The 22,668-nt window shown below is 64.1% G+C and carries 20 protein-coding genes; 16 read left to right on the forward strand and 4 right to left on the reverse strand.

Going from position 1 to position 22,668, the window contains the following annotated elements; translation table 11 throughout:
• Window positions 1–2: 2 nt before the first annotated feature.
• Both hpxZ and V1289_RS24535 read left to right on the forward strand, forming a co-directional pair.
• Window positions 3–392 carry an oxalurate catabolism protein HpxZ gene (gene hpxZ / locus V1289_RS24530; protein WP_334399538.1) on the forward strand — a complete coding sequence of 130 codons (390 nt, stop codon included), beginning with the start codon at window positions 3–5 and terminating at the stop codon, window positions 390–392.
• Between the two features lie 5 nt (window positions 393–397).
• Window positions 398–1,135: a GntR family transcriptional regulator gene (locus tag V1289_RS24535; RefSeq protein ID WP_334399540.1), complete on the forward strand. Its 738-nt coding sequence runs from the start codon at window positions 398–400 to the stop codon at window positions 1,133–1,135.
• 100 nt (window positions 1,136–1,235) lie between these two features.
• On the opposite strand, the gene atzF is transcribed toward V1289_RS24535, so the two are convergent.
• The gene (atzF, locus tag V1289_RS24540) at window positions 1,236–3,032 is read right to left on the reverse strand and encodes an allophanate hydrolase (protein ID WP_334399542.1); all 1,797 of its coding nucleotides are present in this window, start codon (window positions 3,030–3,032) and stop codon (window positions 1,236–1,238) included.
• 342 nt (window positions 3,033–3,374) lie between these two features.
• Here atzF and V1289_RS24545 point away from each other — a divergent pair, with 342 nt between their 5' ends.
• Entirely contained in the window at window positions 3,375–5,234 is a 1,860-nt protein-coding gene (locus tag V1289_RS24545) for a feruloyl-CoA synthase (RefSeq protein ID WP_334399544.1), read from the forward strand.
• Between the two features lie 351 nt (window positions 5,235–5,585).
• Here the strand turns inward: V1289_RS24545 and V1289_RS24550 are convergent, their stop codons facing one another.
• Entirely contained in the window at window positions 5,586–6,098 is a 513-nt protein-coding gene (locus tag V1289_RS24550; RefSeq protein WP_309181429.1) for a MarR family winged helix-turn-helix transcriptional regulator, read from the reverse strand.
• Between the two features lie 101 nt (window positions 6,099–6,199).
• On the opposite strand from V1289_RS24550, the gene V1289_RS24555 reads away from it, so the two are divergent.
• Genes V1289_RS24555 through V1289_RS24565 form a run of 3 tightly spaced genes read left to right on the forward strand, consistent with a single transcriptional unit; the run spans window position 6,200 to window position 9,050 of the window.
• The gene (locus V1289_RS24555; protein WP_334399547.1) at window positions 6,200–7,444 is read left to right on the forward strand and encodes a cytochrome P450; all 1,245 of its coding nucleotides are present in this window, start codon (window positions 6,200–6,202) and stop codon (window positions 7,442–7,444) included.
• Between the two features lie 9 nt (window positions 7,445–7,453).
• Window positions 7,454–7,777 (forward strand): 2Fe-2S iron-sulfur cluster-binding protein, encoded by a 324-nt coding sequence (locus V1289_RS24560; protein WP_334399549.1) that lies wholly within the window; start codon window positions 7,454–7,456, stop codon window positions 7,775–7,777.
• A 58-nt stretch (window positions 7,778–7,835) separates the two neighbouring features.
• Window positions 7,836–9,050: an ABC transporter substrate-binding protein gene (locus V1289_RS24565; protein ID WP_334399551.1), complete on the forward strand. Its 1,215-nt coding sequence runs from the start codon at window positions 7,836–7,838 to the stop codon at window positions 9,048–9,050.
• A 137-nt stretch (window positions 9,051–9,187) separates the two neighbouring features.
• Here the strand turns inward: V1289_RS24565 and V1289_RS24570 are convergent, their stop codons facing one another.
• Window positions 9,188–10,462, reverse strand: a complete 1,275-nt coding sequence (locus V1289_RS24570) for an NAD(P)/FAD-dependent oxidoreductase (protein WP_334399554.1) — start codon at window positions 10,460–10,462, stop codon at window positions 9,188–9,190.
• A 115-nt stretch (window positions 10,463–10,577) separates the two neighbouring features.
• On the reverse strand, window positions 10,578–11,984 hold the full coding sequence (locus tag V1289_RS24575) for a DHA2 family efflux MFS transporter permease subunit (RefSeq protein ID WP_334399556.1): 1,407 nt from the start codon (window positions 11,982–11,984) through the stop codon (window positions 10,578–10,580).
• A gap of 178 nt (window positions 11,985–12,162) precedes the next feature.
• Between V1289_RS24575 and V1289_RS24580 the strand changes: the two genes are divergently transcribed.
• The 10 genes from V1289_RS24580 to V1289_RS24625 all read left to right on the forward strand — a co-directional run bounded on the left by V1289_RS24580 (window position 12,163) and on the right by V1289_RS24625 (window position 22,613).
• The gene (locus tag V1289_RS24580; protein ID WP_334399558.1) at window positions 12,163–12,903 is read left to right on the forward strand and encodes an SDR family oxidoreductase; all 741 of its coding nucleotides are present in this window, start codon (window positions 12,163–12,165) and stop codon (window positions 12,901–12,903) included.
• Between the two features lie 95 nt (window positions 12,904–12,998).
• Window positions 12,999–13,751 (forward strand): SDR family NAD(P)-dependent oxidoreductase, encoded by a 753-nt coding sequence (locus V1289_RS24585; RefSeq protein WP_334399560.1) that lies wholly within the window; start codon window positions 12,999–13,001, stop codon window positions 13,749–13,751.
• Between the two features lie 91 nt (window positions 13,752–13,842).
• Entirely contained in the window at window positions 13,843–14,151 is a 309-nt protein-coding gene (locus V1289_RS24590) for a hypothetical protein (RefSeq protein WP_334399562.1), read from the forward strand.
• Between the two features lie 6 nt (window positions 14,152–14,157).
• Window positions 14,158–15,045, forward strand: coding sequence for a sigma-70 family RNA polymerase sigma factor (locus tag V1289_RS24595; protein WP_334399564.1), 888 nt, complete (start codon window positions 14,158–14,160; stop codon window positions 15,043–15,045).
• A gap of 426 nt (window positions 15,046–15,471) precedes the next feature.
• Window positions 15,472–16,644 carry an ABC transporter substrate-binding protein gene (locus tag V1289_RS24600; protein ID WP_334399566.1) on the forward strand — a complete coding sequence of 391 codons (1,173 nt, stop codon included), beginning with the start codon at window positions 15,472–15,474 and terminating at the stop codon, window positions 16,642–16,644.
• 274 nt (window positions 16,645–16,918) lie between these two features.
• Window positions 16,919–17,836 (forward strand): branched-chain amino acid ABC transporter permease, encoded by a 918-nt coding sequence (locus V1289_RS24605; protein WP_334399568.1) that lies wholly within the window; start codon window positions 16,919–16,921, stop codon window positions 17,834–17,836.
• Window positions 17,833–18,780, forward strand: a complete 948-nt coding sequence (locus V1289_RS24610; RefSeq protein WP_334399570.1) for a branched-chain amino acid ABC transporter permease — start codon at window positions 17,833–17,835, stop codon at window positions 18,778–18,780. The genes V1289_RS24605 and V1289_RS24610 overlap by 4 nt, the downstream gene beginning before the upstream one ends.
• Complete coding sequence (locus tag V1289_RS24615; RefSeq protein ID WP_309184797.1) at window positions 18,773–19,540, forward strand: ABC transporter ATP-binding protein; 768 nt, start codon at window positions 18,773–18,775, stop codon at window positions 19,538–19,540. The genes V1289_RS24610 and V1289_RS24615 overlap by 8 nt, the downstream gene beginning before the upstream one ends.
• A 7-nt stretch (window positions 19,541–19,547) precedes the next feature.
• Window positions 19,548–20,276: an ABC transporter ATP-binding protein gene (locus V1289_RS24620; protein ID WP_334399576.1), complete on the forward strand. Its 729-nt coding sequence runs from the start codon at window positions 19,548–19,550 to the stop codon at window positions 20,274–20,276.
• Between the two features lie 486 nt (window positions 20,277–20,762).
• Window positions 20,763–22,613 carry a glycoside hydrolase family 17 protein gene (locus V1289_RS24625; RefSeq protein WP_334399578.1) on the forward strand — a complete coding sequence of 617 codons (1,851 nt, stop codon included), beginning with the start codon at window positions 20,763–20,765 and terminating at the stop codon, window positions 22,611–22,613.
• The last annotated feature ends 55 nt before the right edge of the window (window positions 22,614–22,668 follow it).

Genomic DNA, 22,668 nt, shown 5'->3' on the forward strand with positions numbered 1-22,668 from the left:
AAATGGAAATCGATCTACCCGACGTACTGGCTGAAGTGACCGCGCAGTTCGCGCGTTACGAGAAGGCGCTGGTGTCGAACGACGTCGCCGTGCTCGACGAACTGTTCCGCAAGGATTCCCGCACGCTGCGCTACGGCATCGGCGAAAATCTCTACGGCTATGACGCGATCATGGCGTTCCGCGCGGCGCGTTCGCCGGTCGGGCTGATGCGCAAGACCGACAAGACCGTCATCACCACCTATGGCCGCGACGCGGCGGTTGCTTCCACGCTGTTCCGTCGCGACGGCGCACCGGGCCGGGTGGGACGGCAGATGCAGACCTGGATCCGTTTTCCCGAGGGCTGGAGAATCGTCGCGGCCCATGTCAGCATCATCGACGAACCGAAGGCTTAAAAGGCATGAGTCTGGACGATCTTCCGACGCAAGCGTCTCCGCCGTCAGGCTCCGAACCTGAAGTCGCGGTTCGGCGCGTCAATCGCGCGTCGCCGCAAGCGGACAAGATCACGCGCGCCGAGGAACTGCGGCTGCAACTCGCCGACGAGATCGTGCGCGGCGCGCTGCCGCCGGGAGCCGCACTCGACGAGACCGACATTGCAAAACGTTTCAACGTCTCGCGCACGCCGGTGCGCGAGGCGCTGCGCCAGTTGGCGGCGAGCGGCCTGGTCGATGCCCGCGCCCATCGCGGCGCGGTGGTGGCGCGGCCCTCGATCGAGCGGCTGACCGGCATGTTCGAGGCGATGGCGGAACTGGAGGCGATGTGCGCGGGCCTTGCCGCCGAACGGATGTCGCCCGCGGATCGCCACGGACTGGAAGCGATTCACGAGGAATTGCGGGTGCTGAGCTACACCGGCAATCCCGACCGCTTTCACGAGGTCAATGAGCGCTTTCACAACGCGATCTATGCCGGTTCGCAGAACGGCTATATCGCCGAAATCACCCTGGCGACGCGGGTGCGGGTGCAGCCTTTCCGCCGGGCCCAGTTCCGCAACCTCGGACGTCTGGCGAAATCCCACGCCGAGCACGACCGCGTCGTGGTCGCGATCCTGCGCGGCGACAAGATCGGCGCCGCGGCCGCGATGCGCGCCCATATCGAACTGGTGCGCGGGGAATACGAATTGTATGCCGTGTCGGTGTAGGCACCCTACGATCCCGTCATTGCGAGGAGCGAAGCGACGAAGCAATCCATTCCTTCTCTGTGCAGCAAGATGGATTGCTTCGCTTCGCTCGCAATGACGATCACACCACCGCCTTCTCCGCCATGAACGCGCGCCAGCCACCGAACGACGAAATGTCGCGCGCACCGTTGATCGCTAAGGGCTCGACGAGAAACCCCTTCACATCGCGGCCATCGGCCAGCCGTATCGTTCCGATCGACAGCGGCGGCGGAATCGCGGCGACGAATTTTCCGAACGCGGCCGCCGACAAGGCCCAAAGTTCGAGTTCGATCTGATATCCCTTGCCCGGCTCGACACGGAGCATGCCGGGCTTCGGCGGTGTCGTGCTCAGCGCATAGAGCGTGTAGTCCGGCGCGGTCGCGGCTTCCTCGAGCAGGCGGCCGCCGAGCGCTTTCAATTCGCCGTTCAGCGCCATCCCGGAGAGATGCGCACCGACCACGGCGATGGCGATTTCGTCGCCGTTCACGCCGGACGGCACCGCCGCCAGCGGCGGCTGCGTCAAACACTTGCTGCCCATCTTCAGTTTTGTAGCGGCGTGAAACACCCGCCCGATGCTGGCGAGCTGGGCGTCATGGCCCGCCGGTGCCAACAGCGTGATGCCGAACGGAATGCCGTCGGGCCGCATCGCCGCCGGCAGCGCCAGCCCGCAGAGGTCGAGCAGATTGACGAAATTGGTGTAGGTGCCGAGCCTGGAATTGAGCTCGACCGGATGGGCCAGCACCTGCGCGGTGGAGTAGGCGGTCGGCGCGGTCGGCAGCACGACGGCGTCGAGACTGGTGAATGCGCGCTCCGCGACGCGGCGCAGCGCCTGCAGGCGATAGAGTGCCGCAAAGGTGTCGGCGGCGGTCAGCCGCGCGCCCGCCGCGGTGATCTCGCGCGTGACCGGGTGGATCGAATCCGGCGACGATGCCAGCATGTTGCGGATCACCAGATAGCGTTCGGCAACCCACGGTCCCTCATAGAGCAGCCGCGCGGTCTCGTAGAACGGCTCGAGATCGAATTCGACCAGGGTGGCGCCGAGCGAGGTCCAGCGCTGCAGCGCCTCGCCATAGGCCTTCTCCGAGGCCTTGTCGCCGAAGAAGATCAACTGGCCGTTGCGCGGGATTCCGAGCCGGAGATTGCCGGGAAACGCGGTCATATTCGCCAGCGGCCGGTTGCGCGAAAACGGATCGGCGCCGTCGGACCCGGCCATGACCGATAGCGCGGTCATGGCGTCATCGACGGTGAGCGAGAACACCGAAATACAATCCAGCGTCCGGCAGGCCGGCACCACGCCGGCGGTCGAGATCAGCCCAAGACTCGGTTTCAAGCCGACGATATTGTTGAGCATCGCCGGCACCCGGCCGCTTCCCGCGGTGTCGGTGCCGAGCGATAGCGGCACGAGGCCAGCGGCAACCGCCACCGCCGATCCCGAACTCGATCCGCCCGGAATCAGATCGCCGCGGATCGGATTGACCGGGATACCATAGGGCGAACGCACGCCGACGAGCCCGGTGGCGAACTGGTCGAGATTGGTCTTGCCGATGATGATGGCGCCGGCCGCGCGCAATTTCGCGACCGCGGTCGAATCATGCGCCGGCGAATAGGCAAATGCCGGGCAGGCGGCCGTGGTCGGCATACCCAGTGCGTCGATATTGTCCTTCACCGCGACCGGCACCCCGAGAAGCGGAAGCTGCGCGGCATCCTTCTTCGTCAACGCGTCGGCTTCCGCCAGCGCATCCTTCTCGTCGCGCAGGCTGATGAACACGGCCGGATCATTGTAGTCGCGGATGCGCGCATAGCTGCGCGCGACGGTCTGCGCGGGCGTCGTGGTGCCGGCGCGGTGGGCGGCGACGATCGCGGCGACGGTTTCAGTCAATTGATGCCCCGTCCGTTGGCTGGCGGAAGCGCGTCATGGCTGACGGCTTTGCAGCGAGAACTATCCACCCCGATTGAAGCAAGCGATGTGCCATTGTGTACATTATCGATGCAGCCCGAGAGATAGAAATCACCGTGCTGGATCAGATGCTTAAGCCAATTATCGGGAAATGGCGAGGGCATGCCGCCCAAACCGAATTCGCCACAACTGCTCATTTTGTAGGCAGTGCCGTCCCTGAGGTGGCAGCATCCTCGGCGCGCGTTGACACATTGCCGCGCTGTGCGTTTCTCGCGTAGAGCAAAACCATGCCCCGTTCGAAGAGGGTAGGTCCCGAGGAAACCCATGACGTCGTTAGCTGCCCGTCGCGATGATCCCGAAACCCTGTTCGCTGTGCCCGCGATCGTCGCCGACCGCCGGGCCGACGGCAGCATCGTGCTGAAATCGACCATGCCGCTCCGTGAATGCGCGCGCTGCGTCGGCGACTGGCTGGAGCATTGGGCCACGCAAACGCCGGACCGGATATTTCTCGGCGAGCGCGCAAGCGTCGATGCGCCATGGACCACCGTCACCTACAGGCAAGCCGTCGGCCAGGTGCGCGCGGCCGCCGCCTGGATCCTGGCGCAGGGGTTGAGCGCTGAACGGCCGCTGGTGATCCTGGCCGACAACGGCATCGATCACGCGCTGCTCACACTGGCCGCCCAGCATGTCGGCGTCCCCTCGGCGGCGATCTCGCCAGCCTATTCGCTGATGTCGAAAGATTTCGACAAGCTCAAAAGCATGATCACGCTGCTGCAGCCGGGCGCGATCTATGTGTCCGGCACAAAGCCGTTTGCGGCGGCGCTTTCGGCGATCCAGCCGCTGCATTCGGCCAGGATCATCAGCGGCAACGCTGCGGACGCCGACGCGATCCTGTTTCGTACGATCGCGGCGACACCGGAAACGCCCGCCGTCGAACGGGCTTTTGCGGCGGTGACGCCGGATACGATTGCCAAATTCCTGTTCACCTCGGGCTCGACCGGCACGCCAAAAGCCGTGATCAACACCCAGCGCATGCTGACCTCGAGCCAGCAGGCCAAGGCGCAGACCTGGGCGTTCCTCGAGGCGGCGCGCGACCTCGTGATTCTCGACTGGCTGCCGTGGAGCCATACGTTCGGCGCCAACCACAATTTCAACCTGGTGCTGCGCAATGGCGGCACACTCTATGTCGACGGCGGCAAGCCCGCGCCGGGGCTGTTTGCGACCTCGCTGGCCAATTTGCGCAGCGTGATGCCTACGATCTATTTCAACGTGCCGCGCGGTTTCGACATGCTGATCGCGGCGCTGCGCGGCGACGACGAGTTGCGCCGCCGCTTTTTCGGCGAGGTGAAATTCGCGTTCTATGCGGGTGCGGCGCTGCCGCAGAATCTCTGGGATGGACTGGAAGAGCTGTCGATCAAGACCAGCGGCCGCGCGCTGCCGATGGTGTCGGCCTGGGGCTCGACCGAGACATCGCCGCTCGCGACCGACTGTCACTTCCAGGCTAAACGATCCGGCAATATCGGGGTACCGATTCCCGGCACCGAACTAAAACTGGTGCCCTCCGGCGACAAGCTCGAGGTGCGCGTGCGCGGTCCCAACGTCACGCCGGGCTACTGGAAGGCGCCGGAACTAACCGCGCAGACGTTCGATAGCGACGGCTTCTATCTGATCGGCGATGCCGTCACCTTTGCCGATCCGGCGCGCCCGGAACTCGGATTGTTCTTCGACGGCCGCGTCGCCGAGGATTTCAAGCTCAATTCCGGCACCTGGGTCAGCGTCGGCACCCTGCGTGTCGCCGGCATATCGGCGCTGGCGCCGCTGGCGCAGGATATCGTCGTGACCGGCCATGGCGGCGACGAGGTGCGCTTCCTGGTGTTTCCGAATATCGCCGCCTGCCGCGCTCATGCTGGACTGCCGGAGAGCGCCGACGTGAAGGATGTAATCGGCCACGATAAGGTTCGTGCCGTGATCGCGCAGGGCCTTGCAAAACTGAAGGCGCAGAGCGGAAACTCCTCCGGTCACGCCACGCGGGCGCTGCTGCTGGCCGAACCGGCGTCGGTCGACGGCGGCGAGATCACCGACAAGGGCTACATCAACCAGCGCGCGGTTCTGACCCGGCGCGCCGGCGCGGTGGCGACGCTGGACGATGAGGCGTCGGCTGAATGGATCGGCTGCGCGGGGTAGCCTGCATTTCCGCTTGGCTGTGTCCGTGGCCTCATGGTTCTCCCGGCGATGCGAAGCATCGTCCGGAGACGCGCGCCGTTGCCGCGCTCCTCACCATGAGGGTCTAAGACCTCATCCTGAGGAGCCGCGGAAGCGGCGTCTCGAAGGATGAAGCCACGGAACTGGAGCGGGTATGTCTTTATTGTTGCCAAGGCAACTAATATGTGCGAGCGTTTCCGAAGATGAACGACGAGCCGGTCAACGGCCGCGCCTGTTCGGGGAGGGAAGATGCTTCGCAGCCTAGCTGGAACCGGGCGGATGCTTGCCGTACGCGATACGCGCGGCGGCGCGTCTGCGCGGCCGGGAACCGGTCTAACCGGTGACGGCGCCGAGGTTTTCGTGGATGCGCCGCAGCAGGTCGATCAAGACTTCCTGTTCGTCCTTGTTCAGGCAGGACAGCAACCGGCGTTCGCGGTCGAGCGCCGCGATGATGACTCTATCATGCGTCGCGCGGCCCTTTGCCGTCAGCGAGATCGAGTGGCTGCGGCCATCGTCCGGGTCGGTCCGGATCGCGACGAGGCCGCGCTTCTGCAGCAGTGCGAGCGTACGGCTCACCGGACCCTTGTCGAAGCCGATCACGTGGCAGATACGCGATGCGGGAATGCCCGCTTCGATCGCCAGCAGCGACATGATCCGCCACTCAGTGACATTGACGCCGAATTTTCGCTGGTAAAGTGTCGTGGCGCTGTTCGAGAGCTTGTTGGCGATGAAGGTGACGAAGGCCGGAACGTAGCGATCGAGATCGAGCGTGGGCCCATGATCGGCGTCTGCGGTTTCGGCCGGCTTCGTCCGGCGTGGCTTCCTGGGGGACGGACTGCTGCTCATATCCCTGATCGTCGTTACGGGGTGCGGTCGAGAAGTAGAGACATAGGGCAACCTTTTACAAGACTAAACTTCTCTACAAGAACAAACTTCGGGAGGTCCCGATGAGTTCAGCCAACACACCTGCGTCGCGCGGCGGCGGCGCTCCGGCGGTCAACGGTTCACCCGGCATTCCCGGCCTCGATGTCGATCCGTTTGCGATCGAATTCTTCGAGGATCCGTTTCCGACGCACGAGGCGCTGCGGGAGGCCGGACCCGTCGTGCATCTCGACAAGTGGAATGTGTACGCGGTGGCGCGCTATGCCGAAGTCCACGCCGTGCTCAACGATCCCCTGACGTTCTGTTCCAGCCGCGGCGTGGGTTTAAGCGATTTTGCCAAGGAGACGCCGTGGCGGCCGCAGAGCATCATTCTCGAGGCTGACCCGCCGGCGCATACGCGGACCCGCGCGGTGCTCAGCAAGGTATTGTCACCCGCGGTGATGAAACAGCTCCGCGAAGGTTTTGCCGCCGCCGCCGAGGCCAAGGTCGACGAGTTGCTGGCGCGGGGCAGTTTTGACGCCGTCGCCGATCTCGCCGAGGCTTATCCGATGTCGGTATTTCCCGACGCGATGGGCCTGAAGCAGGAGGGCCGCGAGAACTTGCTGCCCTATGCGGGGCTGGTGTTCAACGCGTTTGGCCCGCCGAACAAGCTGCGCCAGGACGCCATCGAACGCTCGGCGCCGCATCAGGCTTATGTCGCCGAACAATGCCAGCGTGAAAATCTCGCGCCCGGCGGGTTCGGCGCCTGCATCCATGACCGCGCCGACGCCGGCGATATCACCGCGGCTGAAGCGCCGTTGCTGGTGCGCTCGCTGCTCTCGGCGGGGATCGACACCACGGTCAACGGCATCGGTGCTGCGATCTATTGTCTGGCGCGTTTCCCGGAAGAATTTTCGCGGCTGCGCCGCGATCCATCGCTGGCGCGCAATGCGTTCGAGGAAGCGGTCCGCTTTGAAAGCCCGGTGCAGACCTTCTTCCGCACCACGACCAAAGAGGTCGAGATCGGCGGCTGCCGGATCGGCGAGGGCGAGAAGGTGCTGATGTTCCTTGGCGCCGCCAACCGCGATCCCAGGCGCTGGAGCGACCCCGATCGCTACGACATCACCCGCAAGACCTCGGGCCATGTCGGCTTCGGCGGCGGTGTCCACATGTGCGTCGGCCAATTGGTGGCGCGGCTGGAAGGCGAGGTGATGCTGGCGGCGCTGGCGCGCAAGGTTGCGACCATCGAGATGTCAGGGCCGGTGAAGCGCCGCTACAACAACACGCTGCGCGGGCTGGAAAGCCTGCCGGTCACTTTCACCCCCGCCTGAGGCCGGACCATGCCGATCATTATTTTCATTCGTCCCGACCGCCGCGCCGAACGCATCGAAGCCGAACCCGGCGAGAGCGTGATGATGGCGGCGATCCGGCACGGCGTCGACGAGATCGTGGCCGAGTGCGGCGGCAACGCCATGTGCGCGACCTGCCACGTCTATGTCGATGACCGGTGGATCGGCCGGCTGGCCGCGGTGAGTGACGAGGAGGACGCGCTGCTCGACGGCACCGCCTCGGCGCGTCAGCCGGGCAGCCGGCTGTCATGCCAGATCAAGATCACGCCGGAACTCGACGGTCTGGTGCTGCGGCTGCCGGAACGGCAGATCTGATTTTGCTTATTGCACCCGGCAAGCTCCGGGATCGCGTCATCAAAGGGAGGGACAAACGATGAGGGGCTTGAATTGGGCTGTGGTGCTTGCCGCGATATGCGCGACGTGGGGTGCGGCACATGCCGAGATTTCCGGTAACGTCGTCCGCATCGGCGTGCTCAACGACATCTCCGGCATCTTTCAGGACACCAACGGCATGGGCTCGGTGGAAGCCGCGCGCATGGCCGCCGAAGATTTCAACGGCGGGGCCAAGAACATCAAGGTCGAGATCGTCTATGCCGATCATCAGAACAAGGCCGATGTCGGCTCCGCGATCGCGCGCAAATGGCTCGACGTCGACGGCGTCGATGCCATCGTCGACGTGCCGAATTCGGCGGTCGGCCTCACCATCAATTCGCTGCTGCGCGACACCCGCATGACGTTCCTGGCCTCATCGACCGCAAGCTCCGACCTGACCGGAAAAGCCTGCTCGCCGAACACCATTCAATGGGTCAACGACGCCTGGGCCACCGGCAACACCACCGCGGCGGCGATGATGGCGCGCGGCGGCAAGGATTGGTATTTCGTCACGGTGAATTACGCGCTCGGCCAGGGTATCGAGGCCGAGGCCACCAATTACATCGAGAAACACGGCGGCAAGGTGCTGGGCTCAGCCAGGCATCCGCTCGGCACCTCGGATTTCGCATCCTTCCTGCTGCAGGCGCAGACTTCCAAGGCCAAGGTGATTGGCCTTGCCAATGCCGGAGGCGACACCATCAACGCGGTGAAGCAGGCGGCCGAATTCGGCATCCAGCAGGGCGGCCAGACTATGGTGGCGTTCCTGCTGTTCGTCAACGACGTCCACGGCATGGGGCTGAAGGTGGCGCAGGGGCTGCAACTGCTGGAGGCCTTCTACTGGGACATGGACGACGACACCCGTGCCTTCGCAAAACGCTTCGCGGCGCGGCCGGGTATGAACGGCAAGATGCCGAGCGGCAATCAGGCCGGCGTCTATGCCTCCACGCTCGCCTATCTCAATGCGGTGGCGGCGACCGGCAGCGATGATGCCAAGGACGCCGTGCCGCAGATGAAGAAATTCAAGGGCAAGGACAAATTGTTCGGCGACGTCACCATCCGCCAGGACGGCCGCGTGATTCACCCGATGTATCTGTTCGAGGTCAAGAAGCCGGAGGAATCGAAATATCCGTATGATTATTACAAACTGGTGTCGACGATTCCGGCGGAGCAGGCATTCCGGCCGTTGGCGGATGGCGGGTGTTCACTGGTGAAGTAGTCCGACTTAGGCGAATTCAGACAAACTCGTCATGCCCGGGCATAGCCGTCCGAAGGACGGCGTCGCTTCCGCTCCGCCTATGTCCCGGTCATCCACGTTCTTATCGGTGTTTCAGCAAGAAAGACGTGGATGACGCTTCACTGCGTGATCTTGCTGCTACCCTGTGTGATCAGTCGCGCGGCGCGTTGATCCCTGGCGTGGATCCAGAGCCAGCTCAGTGCGACGCTGAGGCGGTGGCGCAGCCCGATCAGGAAATAGATGTGGGCGATGCCCCAGATCCACCAGGCGAGATTGCCGCGCAATTTGAGCCAGCCGAAATCGATCACGGCCTTGCGCTTGCCGATCTGCGCCAGGCTGCCGGCGTGCTTGTAGCGGAATGGCGGCAGCGTGCCGCCGCTCAGCCGCGCCTTGATGAGGGCCGCGACATAGCGGCCCTCCTGCTTGGCGGCCGGCGCGATGCCTGGCACAGGCTTGCCGTCAGCATCTGCAATCGTCGTGGTGTCGCCGACGGCAAAGATATCGGGATGGCCGGGTATCGTCATATCCGGCAGCACTTGTACGCGGTGGGCGCGATCGGCCGGTGCGCCCAGCCACTCCGCGGCCCGCGAGGCACGGACGCCGGCGGCCCAGACGATGGTTTTGGCCTCCAGCCGGTTGCCGCCAAAGACCACACCATCGGCGGTACATTCGGTGACGGGCTTATCCAGCACCACCTCGACGCCGATGCTTTCGAGCGAGGCTTGCGCATAGGCCGACAGATCGTCCGGAAAACCTGCGAGCACGCGGGGACCTGCCTCGATCAGCACCACGCGCGCCTTCTTGGTGTCGATGTTGCGGAAGTCAGGCGGCAGCGTGTCTTTCGCCAGGTCGGCGATGGTGCCGGCCATTTCGACGCCGGTGGGGCCTGCCCCAATAATGACAAAAGTGAGCAGCGCCGCCCGCCGCTCCGGATCGGTCTCGCGTTCGGCGCGCTCGAACGCGACCAGGATGCGCCGCCGCAACGTGGTGGCGTCTTCCAGCGTTTTCAGGCCGGGCGCGAACGGCTCCCATTCGTCATGGCCGAAATAGGCGTGACGCGCGCCGGTCGCGAGAATCAGCGTGTCGTAGGGCACCGCGTCGCCGTCATCGAGCAGCACGCGCTTGGCCGCGGCGTCGACGCCATTGACGTTGGCGAACAGCGTCGTGACATCGGACCGATCGCGCAAGAGATAGCGGATCGGCCAGGCGATCTCGGAGGTCGCCAGCGAGGCGGTCGCGACCTGATAGAGCAGCGGCTGGAACAGATGATGGTTGCGCCGGTCGATCAGCGTGATCCTGACCGGCGCGCCGGCCAGGCCGAAGGCGGCTTCCAGGCCGCCGAAACCGGCGCCGACGATCACCACGTGATGGGGTTCTGCCGACGGGCTCGTCATGGGATGCGACCTCGGTTTCAGATGTCTCCGTGCATTCGATTATGTATGCATTCGGGCGTCCGGTCCAAGGTTGGTTTGCCAATCGGCCGATAGCGAAAACGTATCGCGGTTTGTGTCAGGCCTTCTGCGGCACCTGCGCACCGGCCGCGCGTTGCCGCGCCGGCAGGCATAAACCGGCCAGCGCGCCTGCGAGCGAGAGAGCCGCCGCAACCAGCATCGCCGCGGCGAAGCCGGTTGAGAAATTTGCGGCCGAATCGACGGCCCCCCTTGCAGAGAAGACGGCTACCAGGGCTGCAATACCGAACATGCCGCCGAGAAACCGCCCCATGTTGAAGACGCCGGAGGCCTTGCCCATTTCGGTCACGGCAACCGAACTCAGGATCGCGTTCTGCGCCGCCGGCATCGCCATCGACACACCGACACCGGCCAGGATCAACGGCGCGACCAGTGCTGAATAGGCGAGCCCGGGCATCGCGATGACGGCGATCCAGCCAAACCCGATCGCCTGCATCAGCAAGCCGGTCACGACCAGCGGCCGTTCGCCGAATTTGTTGACGACCGAGCCTGCGATTGGTGCGGTCACGAACAGCGTCGCGGTCCAGGGCAGCAGCCGAAGGCCGGCGCCGAACGGGCCGGAGCCGAGCGTCGTCTGCAGAAATTGCGGCAGCAGGAACAGCACGCCGTACATCGCCGCGTAAAACAGGAAGCTCGCGGACAGCGCGGCGGAAAATGACCGCGATGCGAACAGTCGCAGCGGTACCATCGGCTCCGCCGCGCGCCATTCCCGGGCGACGAAGGCGATGGCGAACAGCAGGCCCGCAACCAGCGCGCTCATCACCTCGGAGCTGGTCCACCCCACCAGATTGCCGCGCAGAAGGCTCCAGACCAGCGCGAGTGCTGCGATCGCGACCAGCAGCAATCCGGGGATGTCCAGCGCCGCCGACGGCCCAAAACTTTCGCGCAAACGGGCTACCACCAAGCCAATCGCGATCATGCCGATGGGAAGATTGATCCAGAAGATCCAGCGCCATCCAAAGCTTTCGGTGATGAAGCCGCCGATGGCCGGGCCGACGATCAGCGCGAATCCGGTGACGCCTGAGAAGACGCCGAGCGCCCGCGCGCGCTCTTCCTTCGGGAATGCGCCGCTCAGGATCGCCATCGCCAGCGGCATCACCAGTGCGGCGCCGGCGCCTTGTCCGGCGCGGGCCGCGATCAACCATCCGGCCGAGCCGGCCAGTGCACAGGCTGCCGACGCCAGCACGAACAGCGCAATGCCCGCGGCAAACATCCGCCGCCGCCCGAACCGGTCGCCGAGCGCGGCGCCGGTCAGGAGCAGCACGGCAAAGGTCAGGTTGAAGGCGTTGACCGCCCATTGCAGCGTCTCGACGGAAGCGCCGAAATCGGCGCGGATGGTGGCAAAGGCGGTGGTGATGACCAGCGCATCCAGCGCCATCATGAAGGATGCGAGCGATGTAACGCCGAGCACCCAGTTCTTCTCACCGCGATCGTAGCCTTCCTGCATCGTCCTTCTCCGCTGGTCTTGATGCCGCCTCTCGCGGCGCTCTCGCGGAGAAGACGAGACGGAACAGGCAAAGGATGCGGCCGAAAATTTATTTGTTCGACCCGAATCCTTTTGCCGCGGCCGGACGTCTTGAGACCGAACGTCTTGGAACCGAGACGCGATAAGAAAGGACGAGACGATGAATGCACGGAAAATCAAGGGAGCCGTCGCCCTGGTAACGGGCGCCAACCGCGGCATCGGGCGAGCGCTGACGGAAGCCTTGCTGAGCCGGGGCGTGGGGAAGGTCTACGCTACTGCGCGCAATCCGGAGGCGCTGCGCGACCTGCGTGACGAGCGGTTCGTTTTGCTGCGGCTCGACGTGACCGACGCGGACCAGATCAGCGCGGCCGCGGCTTCGGACGTCGATCTCGTCTTCAACAACGCCGGTGTAGCGTTTATGGGCGGAATCGCCGATTCGATCGTCATCGGCCAGGCCCGGCGCGAGATGGAGGTGAATTACTTCGGACCGCTGCAGCTGCTTCAGTGCCTTGCGCCGACGCTGGCCAGGAACGGCGGCGGCGCGGTCGTCAACATCGGCTCCGCGGCCGGCCTCACCAACCTCCCCTTTGTCCCGACCTACAGCGCTTCGAAGGCCGCGCTCCATTCCCTGACCCAGGCCGCGCGTATACTCCTCGGGTCACAGGGCACCTCGGTGTTCGGCGTCTACGCCGGCCCCGTCGATACCGACATGAGCCGCGAGCTTGCGATGCCGAAGACCTCGCCGCGCGACGTGGCGTTCGCGATCCTCGACGGGATCGAGGCCGGGCAGGAATACATCTTCCCGGACCCGTTCGCGGCGGATTTCGGACGACAGTTCGAGTCCTCGCCGAAGGCCTCGGAGCGGCAGGTCGCCGCGATGGTGGCTAGCCTGGCGGCGTGAACGAGCGATGCGTCGCCCGAGCACCCGGTCGTGATCTGCATCGACCGGGTGCTTGAAGATAACCGAAACAGTGTTGAAGAAAGGAACCGATCGCCATGGATATTCTCGATGGACAGAAGGTCGTCGTTACCGGCGGAAGCCGCGGGCTCGGGCTCGGCATCGTCGAGGCGCTGGTGGCCCGCAAGGCGCAGGTGACCGTCGTCGCGCGCGACCCGGAGCGCCTCGACGAACTCGCAAAACGGCTCGGCGTGAACGTGGTTCGCGGCGACGTCACTGACGCAACGCTTGCGCATGGCGTTCTCTCCAACATCCGACCGTCGGTGCTCGTGCTCAACGCCGGTGCGACCCCGCCGATGGGCCCGCTTCACGAACTCAGCTGGGAAGATTTCAGCCGGGCGTGGGACGTCGACGTCAAGGCCGGCTTTCACTGGGTGCAGGAAACGCTGCGGCTTCCCTTAGCCCGCGGCAGCCGCGTGATCATCGCTTCCAGCGGCGCGGCGCTGAACGGCTCGCCGCTGTCCGGCAGCTATGCCGGCGCCAAACGGATGCTGTGGCTGATGGCGGTCTACGCCAACGATCTGGCCAAGCGGCTCGATCTCGGTATCCGCTTCCAGGCGATCGTCCCGCAGCAGATCATCGGCGACACCGAGCTTGGGCGCACCGCGGCCGAGGCTTACGCGGCGAGCAGGGGCGTCAGCCTCGAAACCTTCCTCGCCGGTTTCGGCGCGCCGATGCCGCCGCGCAAGGTCGGCGACAACGTCGTGTCGATCCTCACCGATCCCGCCTACGCGACAGGCGTGGCGTTCGGCATGAAGGGCGACCTCGGCATCGTCCCGCTCGACGCCTGAAATATTTTTCGCGCGGCCGAATCTTTTTGGCCGTGCCAAACGTCTTTGGCCAGAGAAGCGATGATCGCATCGCCGAACAAGGGAGACAGCGATGAAACGAACCCTGATCAGGTACAAGGCGAAGCCGGAGGCGGCCGACGGCAATGCCGAGCTGGTGGCGGCGGTGTTCGCGGAATTAAAGGCTGCCAAACCGGAAGGCATCCGCTATCTTTCGCTGCGTCTGGAGGACAATACGTTCATCCATTTCGTCGAGACCACGACCGATGAAGGCTCCAGCGGATTGACCAAGCTGGCGGCGTTTCAGGCGTTCCAGAGCGGGATTCGGGAGCGTTGCGCCGAACCTCCGGTGCCCCGCGGCGTTACCATTGTCGGCAATTATCGCATGCTGGGTGAATCCTGAGGCAGAATGAAACCGGTCCCGGAAGTGTTGGCCACCGACGATATCGACCAGTTATTGGCCGCGATGCGCCCCAAGCTGCATCGCTACTGCGCGCGCATGGTCGGCTCGGTGATCGATGGCGAGGATGCGCTGCAGGACGCGCTGATCAAGGCGGTGGAGGCGTTCGCCACCAAAGGCCCGATCGGCAATCCCGAGGGCTGGCTGTTTCGGATCGCGCACAATACGGCGCTGGATTTCCTGCGCCGGCGCAATCGGCAGCAGGCGCTCCAGTCGGACGAGGAACTGGACATGATCGCCGATCAGCTTGATCCCGTCTTGAGCCGTCAGATCGCAACGGCCAGCCTTCGCACCTTCATGCGGCTTCCGGTCGCCCAGCGGTCCAGCGTGATCCTGATGGACGTGCTCGGCTGCTCGCTACAGGAAGTCTGTGAGGTGATGGATTTCAGCCTTCCGGCGGTAAAGGCCGCGCTGCATCGCGGACGCACGCAACTGCGCGAACTGGCCGAGGAACCGGAGGAGGCGCCGCACCCGAAATTGTCGGACGCCGATCGCAAACGCCTGTCCGCCTATGTCGCGCATTTCAACGCGCGGGATTTCGACGCCATCCGCGCCATGATCGCGGACGACGTGCGGCTCGATCTCGTCAACAAGACCCGCCTGAACGGCAAGGCCGAAGTGTCCCGCTATTTCGGCAATTACGACAAGATCACCGACTGGCACCTGGTGCCGGGGCTGGTGGAGGGCCGTCCCGCCATCCTGGTGTTCGATCCCAACCACCCGGGCTCAGGACCCAAATATTTCATGCTGCTGAACTGGTCGGCCGACAAGGTCGCCACCATCCGGGATTTCCGCCACGTTCCTTACATCATCGAGGGCGCTGAATATTTGATCTGACCACTCGGCCTATGTCCGTGGCGCCGAGGCGCTGACCTGCGCCCACGCGCTCCTCGAAATGACGCTTACGGCCGCCAGCAGGATTTTGAGGATTCCCCGCCCGGTTGGTCGCAGCAGCCGACCTGCGGATAGGGGCATCCCCGGATCTGCGACAAAACCAACCCACCGACCTGAACTATAATTCTTGCCATCCCCGCCATCTGCGAATTATGGTGCAGGCGGCAAGGGTATGAGCCGAAGGTTCTCAAGGGTATGAGCCGAAGGTTCTAAAGGGAGCCAGCGGTTCGGGCTTGCTGGGGGCTTGGCATTTCGCGCACAAAACACGTCACCGTAGCGAACGCAATGACGGGGGCGCGGGCAGCGCCGCCCGGACGGCGGTCACCTTGGCTGGCGGACATTTTTAATAAGTCGAGGAGGGGAGTGAATATGAAAACGGCATTCTGGCTGGCGGGCGCAACGGTGCTGGCGCTGGCGCAGCCCGCGCTCGCGGGTGACACCATCAAGATCGGCTTTGTGTCCACCTTCAGCGGCCCGACCGCGGTCATCGGCAACGATATGCGCAACTCGTTCGAGCTGGCGCTCGACCATTTGGGCCGCAAGATGGGCGGCAAGCCGGTCGAGGTGATCTATGAGGACGACGGCCAGAAGCCGGATGTCGGCAAGCAGAAGACCGAAAAGCTGGTGCAGTCCGACAAGGTCGATTTCATTGCCGGCTATATCTGGTCCAACGTGCTGCTGGCGTCGCTGAAGACCGCGGTCGACGCGCAGACTTTCCTGATCTCGGCCAACGCCGGACCGTCGCAGCTCGCCGGCGAATTGTGCTCGCCCTACGTATTCTCGACCTCCTGGCAGAACGACCAGACGCCGCAGGCGATGGGCGTCTACATGAACCAGAAGGGCGTCAAGTCGGTGTTTCTGATCGGCCCGAACTATGCCGCCGGCAAGGACATGCTGGCCGGCGTCAAGTCGACCTTCAAGGGCGAGGTGGTCGGCGAGGAATACACGGTGTGGCCGAGCCAACTCGACTTCTCCGCCGAACTGACCAAGGCGAAAAACTCGAAGGCCGAGTCGATCTTCGTGTTCTATCCCGGTGCGGCCGGCGTCCAGTTCCTCAACCAGTATGCGCAGGCCGGCATCAAGGCGCAGATCCCGCTCTATACCGCGTTCACCGTCGACGAATTGTCGCTGCCGCTGCAGAAGGACAATGCGATCGGCATTCCCGGCGCGCAGGAATGGGTCAACGACCTGCCGAACGCCGAGAACAAGAAGTTCGTCGAAGACTACCGCAAGAAATATCCCGGCTTGCGCCCGACCTATTACGGCGCCCAGGCCTATGACGCCGCCCAGCTCATCAATAGCGCGGTGGTTGCCGTGAAGGGCGACACCTCGAAAAAGGACGCGATGAAGGCCGAGATGGAGAAGGCCAACTTCAAGTCGCTGCGCGGCCCGTTCAAATACGGCAACAACCACATTCCGATCCAGAACTTCTACCTGCAGGACGTGGTCAAGGACGCCGACGGCCAGCTCTCGCTCAAGACGGTGGCGACCATCGTCAAGGACGACCAGGATCGCTTCCACGACAAATGCCCGATGAAGTGATGTCGGGTTTTGTCGTTGCGGCGCTGGACGCGTTCTTACCTCGCCCCGCTTGCGGGGAGAGCACAGGCCGCCGTCGGCGGCCGTCCTTGTACAAGAACGCCGAAGCGAAGCTTCGGCTATCGCGTAGTGCCGGGTGAGGGGGACTCTCCGCGAGTCCAACTCCGTGGAGAGTCCCCCTCACCCCGACCTCTCCCCGCAGGCGGGGAGAGGGAGATCAACGAGCGGTAGCGCTGGCACGCTGCCGCTGTTTTGTTTCAAGCTGATTTAGGAATCCATGCTGGTTCTCGTCGAACAATCGCTGAACGGATTGCAGTTCGGCCTGCTGCTATTCCTGCTGGCGGCCGGCTTGACGCTGGTGTTCGGCATCATGGACTTTGTGAACCTGGCGCACGGCTCGCTCTACATGATGGGCGCCTATTTCGCCGCGACGTTCGTGGCGTGGACCGGAAGTTTTGTGCTCGGCGCGCTGCTGGCGCTCGGCGCCACGCTGTTGCTCGGCATGGCGCTGGAATTCGTGGCGCTCAGGCATCTCTACGGCCGCGATCATCTCGACCAGGTGCTGGCGACGTTCGGGCTGATTCTGTTTTTCAACGACGCGGTGCGGCTGATCTGGGGGCCGGCGGGTCTCGCGCTGCCGCTGCCGGCGTGGCTGACGGTGCCGGTCCAGATCATTCCCGGCGTGTACTATCCGGCCTATCGGCTGTCGATCATCGTCGCTGCACTCGCGGTGGCCGCGCTGCTTTATGTCGTGGTGATGCGGACCCGGCTCGGCATGCTGATCCGCGCCGGCGCCTCCAACCGCGAAATGATCGGCGCGCTCGGCATCAACATCAAATTGCTGTTCACGCTGGTGTTCGGGCTTGGCGCCGCACTCGCCGGTCTTGCCGGGCTGATGCAGGCGCCGATCCTCACCGTGCAGATCGGCATGGGCGAGAACATCCTGATTCTCGCCTTCGTCATCATCGTGATCGGCGGCATCGGTTCGATCCGCGGCGCGTTCCTGGCCGCGATCTTCGTCGGCATGATCGATACGCTCGGCCGTGCCTTCCTGCCTGATCTGCTGCGCAAGGTTCTGAGCGGAGCCGCGGCGTCGACCGCGGCACCGGCACTGTCCTCGATGCTGATCTATCTCTTGATGGCGATCGTGCTGGTGGTGCGGCCGGAGGGGCTGTTTCCGGCCGCCAGGCGATGACTTTTCCGCTCACCCCCCGCAACGTCGTCGCGGCGCTCGTCGTCGCGGGCCTGTTGTTGCTGCCGCTTTATTCGCAGCTGACTGGCAACATCTTCATCCTGACGCTGTTCACCAGGATTGTGATCTTTGCGCTGGCAGCCAGCAGCCTTAATCTCATGATGGGCTATGGCGGCATGATGAGCTTTGGCCATGCCGCCTATCTCGGCATCGGCGGCTATGCAGTCGGCATTCTCGCCTTTGAGGGCATCGGCTCCGGCTTCATCCAGTGGCCAGTGGCGCTCGCCGTATCGGCGCTGTTCGCGCTCGTGATCGGCGCGCTCTCCTTGCGCACCCGCGGCGTCTACTTCATCATGATCACGCTGGCCTTTGCGCAGATGGCCTATTACATCGTCTCCGGCATGTCGCGTTACGGCGGCGACGATGGTCTCACCATCTACAAGCGCAGCAATTTCGGCGGCCTGATCAACCTGTCGAACCGCGTGCAGTTCTATTATCTCTGCCTCGGCTGCCTGTTTGGCGGCCTTTACCTGATCTGGCGCATCATCAATTCGCGTTTCGGCATGGTGGTGCAGGGCGTGCGCTCCAACGAGCAGCGCATGCAGGCGATCGGCTTTCATGCCAACCGCTACCGGCTGGTCTGCTTCGTGATCGCCGGCACCATCTGCGGACTGTCGGGCGCGCTGCTCGCCAACAACACCGACTTCGTCAGCCCGGCCGTGATGTACTGGACCCGCTCCGGCGACCTGATGGTGATGGTGATCCTCGGCGGCATGGGCTCGCTGTTCGGCCCCGTGATCGGCGCCATTGTCTATCTCGTGCTGGAGGAATTGCTGTCGCAGTTCACAGAATACTGGGCGATGATCATGGGCCCGCTGCTGCTGTTGATCGTGCTGTTCGCGCGCGGCGGCATCATGGGCCTGCTCGGGAGGTTGCGCCGTGGCTGATCCCTTGCTCCGGGTCGAAAAGCTGGTGCGGCGGTTCGGCGGCATCACCGCCACCGACAATCTGTCGCTCGATGTCATGAGCGGCGAACTGCACGCGATCATCGGCCCCAACGGCGCCGGCAAGACCACGCTGATCAGCCAATTGACGGGGCAACTGGCGCCGAACTCAGGCACCATTCATTTCGCAGGCCGCGACGTTACCCGGCAGCCGGCCTATCGGCGCAGCCGGCTCGGGTTGGCGCGCTCGTTCCAGATCACCTCGCTGCTGCCGGATTTTTCCGCGATCGACAATGTCGCGATCGCTGCGCAAGCGCATGACGGCCACTCCTTCCGCTTCTGGGGTAATGCGCGGAAGGAAAAACATCTGCGCGACGCCGCGCGCTCTGCGTTGACGCGCGTCGGGCTGGAAGCGCGCGCGGACGTGCCGGTGTCTGAACTCAGCCATGGCGAGCAGCGCGAGCTGGAGCTTGCGGTCGCGCTCGCGACAAAGCCGCAATTGCTGCTGCTGGACGAACCGATGGCGGGCCTCGGCATCACCGAATCGGCGCGCATGGTGGCCCTGTTGAAGGAGTTGCGGCGCGAAGTCACCATCGTGCTGGTCGAGCACGACATGGAAGCGGTGTTCGCGCTCGCCGACCGCATCACTGTTCTGGTTTACGGCCGCGTCATCGCCTGCGACAGGCCGGATGCGATCCGCAACAATGAAGAGGTGAAACGCGCCTATCTCGGCGATCAGCACGTGGTGGTGGCCCATGGCTGATGCTAAAATGGCTGATGGCAAAATGGCTGATACGCTGCTGGAAGTGGACGGCATCGAGACCTGCTATGGCCTGAGCCAGGTGCTGTTCGGGCTGTCGCTGTCGATTCGTGCCGGCGAGATGGTTGCGCTGATGGGCCGTAACGGCATGGGCAAGACCACCACCATCCGTTCCATCATGGGCATGACGCCGGCGCGCGCGGGAAAAATCCGCTTCGGCGGGCAGGAGGTGCGCGCGCTCCCGTCGTACAAGATTGCAAAGCTCGGCATCGGTCTGGTGCCGGAAGGCCGCCAGATCTTTCCCAATCTGACGGTGCGTGAAAATCTGGTCGCCGCGTCCGGCAATCGCCTCGGCAGTTCCGATCCCTGGACCATCGAAAGGATCCACGCGCTGTTTCCGCGGCTGGCCGAACGCGGCAGCAATATGGGCGTGACGCTGTCCGGCGGCGAGCAGCAGATGCTGGCGATCGGCCGCGCGCTGATGACCAATCCAAAACTCCTCATTCTCGACGAAGCCACCGAAGGCCTGGCGCCCCTGATCCGCGAGGAAATCTGGAACTGCCTGTCGATGCTGAAAGCACAGGGACAATCGGTGCTGGTGATCGACAAGAACGTCGGCAACCTCGCCCGCATCGCCGACCGGCACTACATCATCGAGCGTGGACGCGCGGTGTGGAGCGGGACGTCGGCGCAGTTGATCGCGGAGCCCGATCTGCAGCATCGGTATCTGGGGATTTGAGGCGAAAGGCCCGTATCCGTCATGGCCGGGCTTGACCCGGCCATCCACGTCTTCCTTGCTTTGTGGTTGCCGAAGACGTGGATGCCCGGGTCAAGCCCGGGCATGACGAGTTGAGAGATCGAAGCCTCCATTCTGCAGCGTCGGTATCCGGGGATTTGAGGCGCGGATTTCAGCCGCGATGCCGGTTCGAAGAAGACATCGCCCACACTACGTGCAGCGACATTGAGAGCTGCAGTCCTCGCATAGCCGGCGATGAGCTCGTAGCCGACCCCGTTGGGATGCAGCGGATCGGCCGCATATGCCCATGGCGATTCCCGAGATTGTTGGAAGTTGAAGGACGCTGGTATACTCTTTTGACCAAACTTAGATGTTCATTGGGGTCGCATGCGGTTAACTCGTCAAGCCAGCTTTAGTGGTTTTTCGCAGGCGTCGGCCGCGCGAACGTTGAGCAACCCTTGGTCCTGATCTAGCCGAAGGCATTGCGCGATGTTCCTCGACGGTCCCGCCGAGCTCAGATCTGGCTCATCGAGCCGCTCGACCAGCGCCTACCGCCGTAGGGCGCCGATCGCGTTTCTGGCGCCATCGGCGCTTTTCCTGATTTCCATGAGCCTCATTGTCGCGGCCTGGGGCTGGCTGGCCGCGCCGGTGCCGCTGGATCATGCGGCTGTCGATCCCGCGAAGAAGCTGGATTGCGTGTCCTACGCGCCGTTCCGGGGCCAGCAGACCCCGTGGAATTCGAAGATCATCATCAGCCCGGAGCAGATCGCGGAAGATATCGGCCAGCTCGCCAGGATATCCGGCTGCATCCGCACCTACTCGATTGAGAACGGGCTCGACAAGGTGCCCGAACTCGCCGCGAAGGCCGGGTTGAAAGTCATTCTCGGCATCTGGCTCGGCCGCGATCGTGCGAAAAACGCGGCGCTCATGGAGACCGCGGTATCGCTGGCCAAGGCGTCCCCCGGCGTCGTCACCTCGCTCATGATCGGCAGCGAGGTGTTGCTGCGCGGAGAAATGACCGTGTCGGACCTCCGCGCTGCGATCCGCTCGGTCAAGGCGCGCGTCACTGTTCCGGTGAGTTACGCCGATGCCTGGGAGTTCTGGCTGCGCTACCGGGAGATCGGCGACGACGTCGATTTCGTGACGATTCACATCCTGCCCTATTGGGAAGACATACCGGTGCGGGCCGAAGACGCGGCCGCGCATGTGATCGACGTTCACCGGCAGGTGGCCCTCGCCTTACCCGGCAAGGAGATTCTGATCGGCGAGGCCGGCTGGCCGAGCCAGGGACGCATGCGCGACGGTGCGCTGCCGTCTCGCGTCAATCAGGCCCGTTTCTTTTCCGAACTGCTCGACTGGGCCGGTCGGGAAAACTTTCGTCTCAATCTGTTCGAGGCCTATGACGAGCCGTGGAAGCGTCAGTGGGAAGGGACAGTCGGCGCCCATTGGGGCTTGCTTGATGGAGATAGCCGTCAGCTGAAGTACTCGTTCGGATCCGCCGTCAGCAACTATCCGTTCTGGAAGTTGCAGCTGGCAGCTGGACTGGCTTTCGCCTCTTTCGTATTCGCAGTTGCGCTGTTGACGCTGTGGCGCCGGCGATCGGAAACCGGATTGGCGCCATGGCTGGCCGTGGCAGCGACCGCTACCACAGGCGGAATCCTGCTCGGCCTCGCGGGCGAAAAGGCCCTTTATGAAAGCTACGGGTTTGCGGGTTGGCTCAATCAGGGATTACTCCTGGCTGCAGCAGCCGTTTTGCCGCTGTTGTGCTCCAACGCGTTGATGGCCGGGCGTCCGCTGCCGGCCCTTCTGGAATTGGTCGGCCCGCGCGAGGGCAGAACCCGATCGGTGGCCGCGCTGGTCCTGGGCTTCGCCTTCATGGCGAGCACACTGGTCGCCGTGGAAATCGCGCTCGGCCTCGTGTTCGACCCGCGTTCACGCGATTTCCCGTTTGCCAGCCTGACCATGACGGTTGTGCCGGTCTGGACCGTCACGCGGCTCAACCGTCGAAAATCGGAATTTGGCGCCGTCACCGAGGCGGTGTTCGCGGGCCTGTTCATGGCTGCCGCGCTCTATGTCTTTTTTAACGAAGGGGCCAGCAACTGGCAATCGCAGTGGACCTCGGCGGCGTTTTTCCTGTATGGCGCCGCGCTGTGGCCGTCGCGTTCCGTTGCCGTCTTGAGCATGCTGCCGAGTCTGTCGGGCGTGTTCCCGAAGACGCTGCGCAAGGATGAACTCGCCACTCAGCCGATCGCTGTCGCTTCCGTCCCGCCGCCGAAATCGCAGGCGGGCGCAGCCGCGGGCTTCGTCGCGGCGACGTCAAAGGTCGAATGCGACAAATAGCCGTTGCGCTGGCGCAATGGTCGGGGTCCCAAGAGCAAAGTTCAGGAGTGAAGTC

The organism is Bradyrhizobium sp. AZCC 2289 (assembly GCF_036924615.1).
Taxonomy (GTDB): domain Bacteria; phylum Pseudomonadota; class Alphaproteobacteria; order Rhizobiales; family Xanthobacteraceae; genus Bradyrhizobium.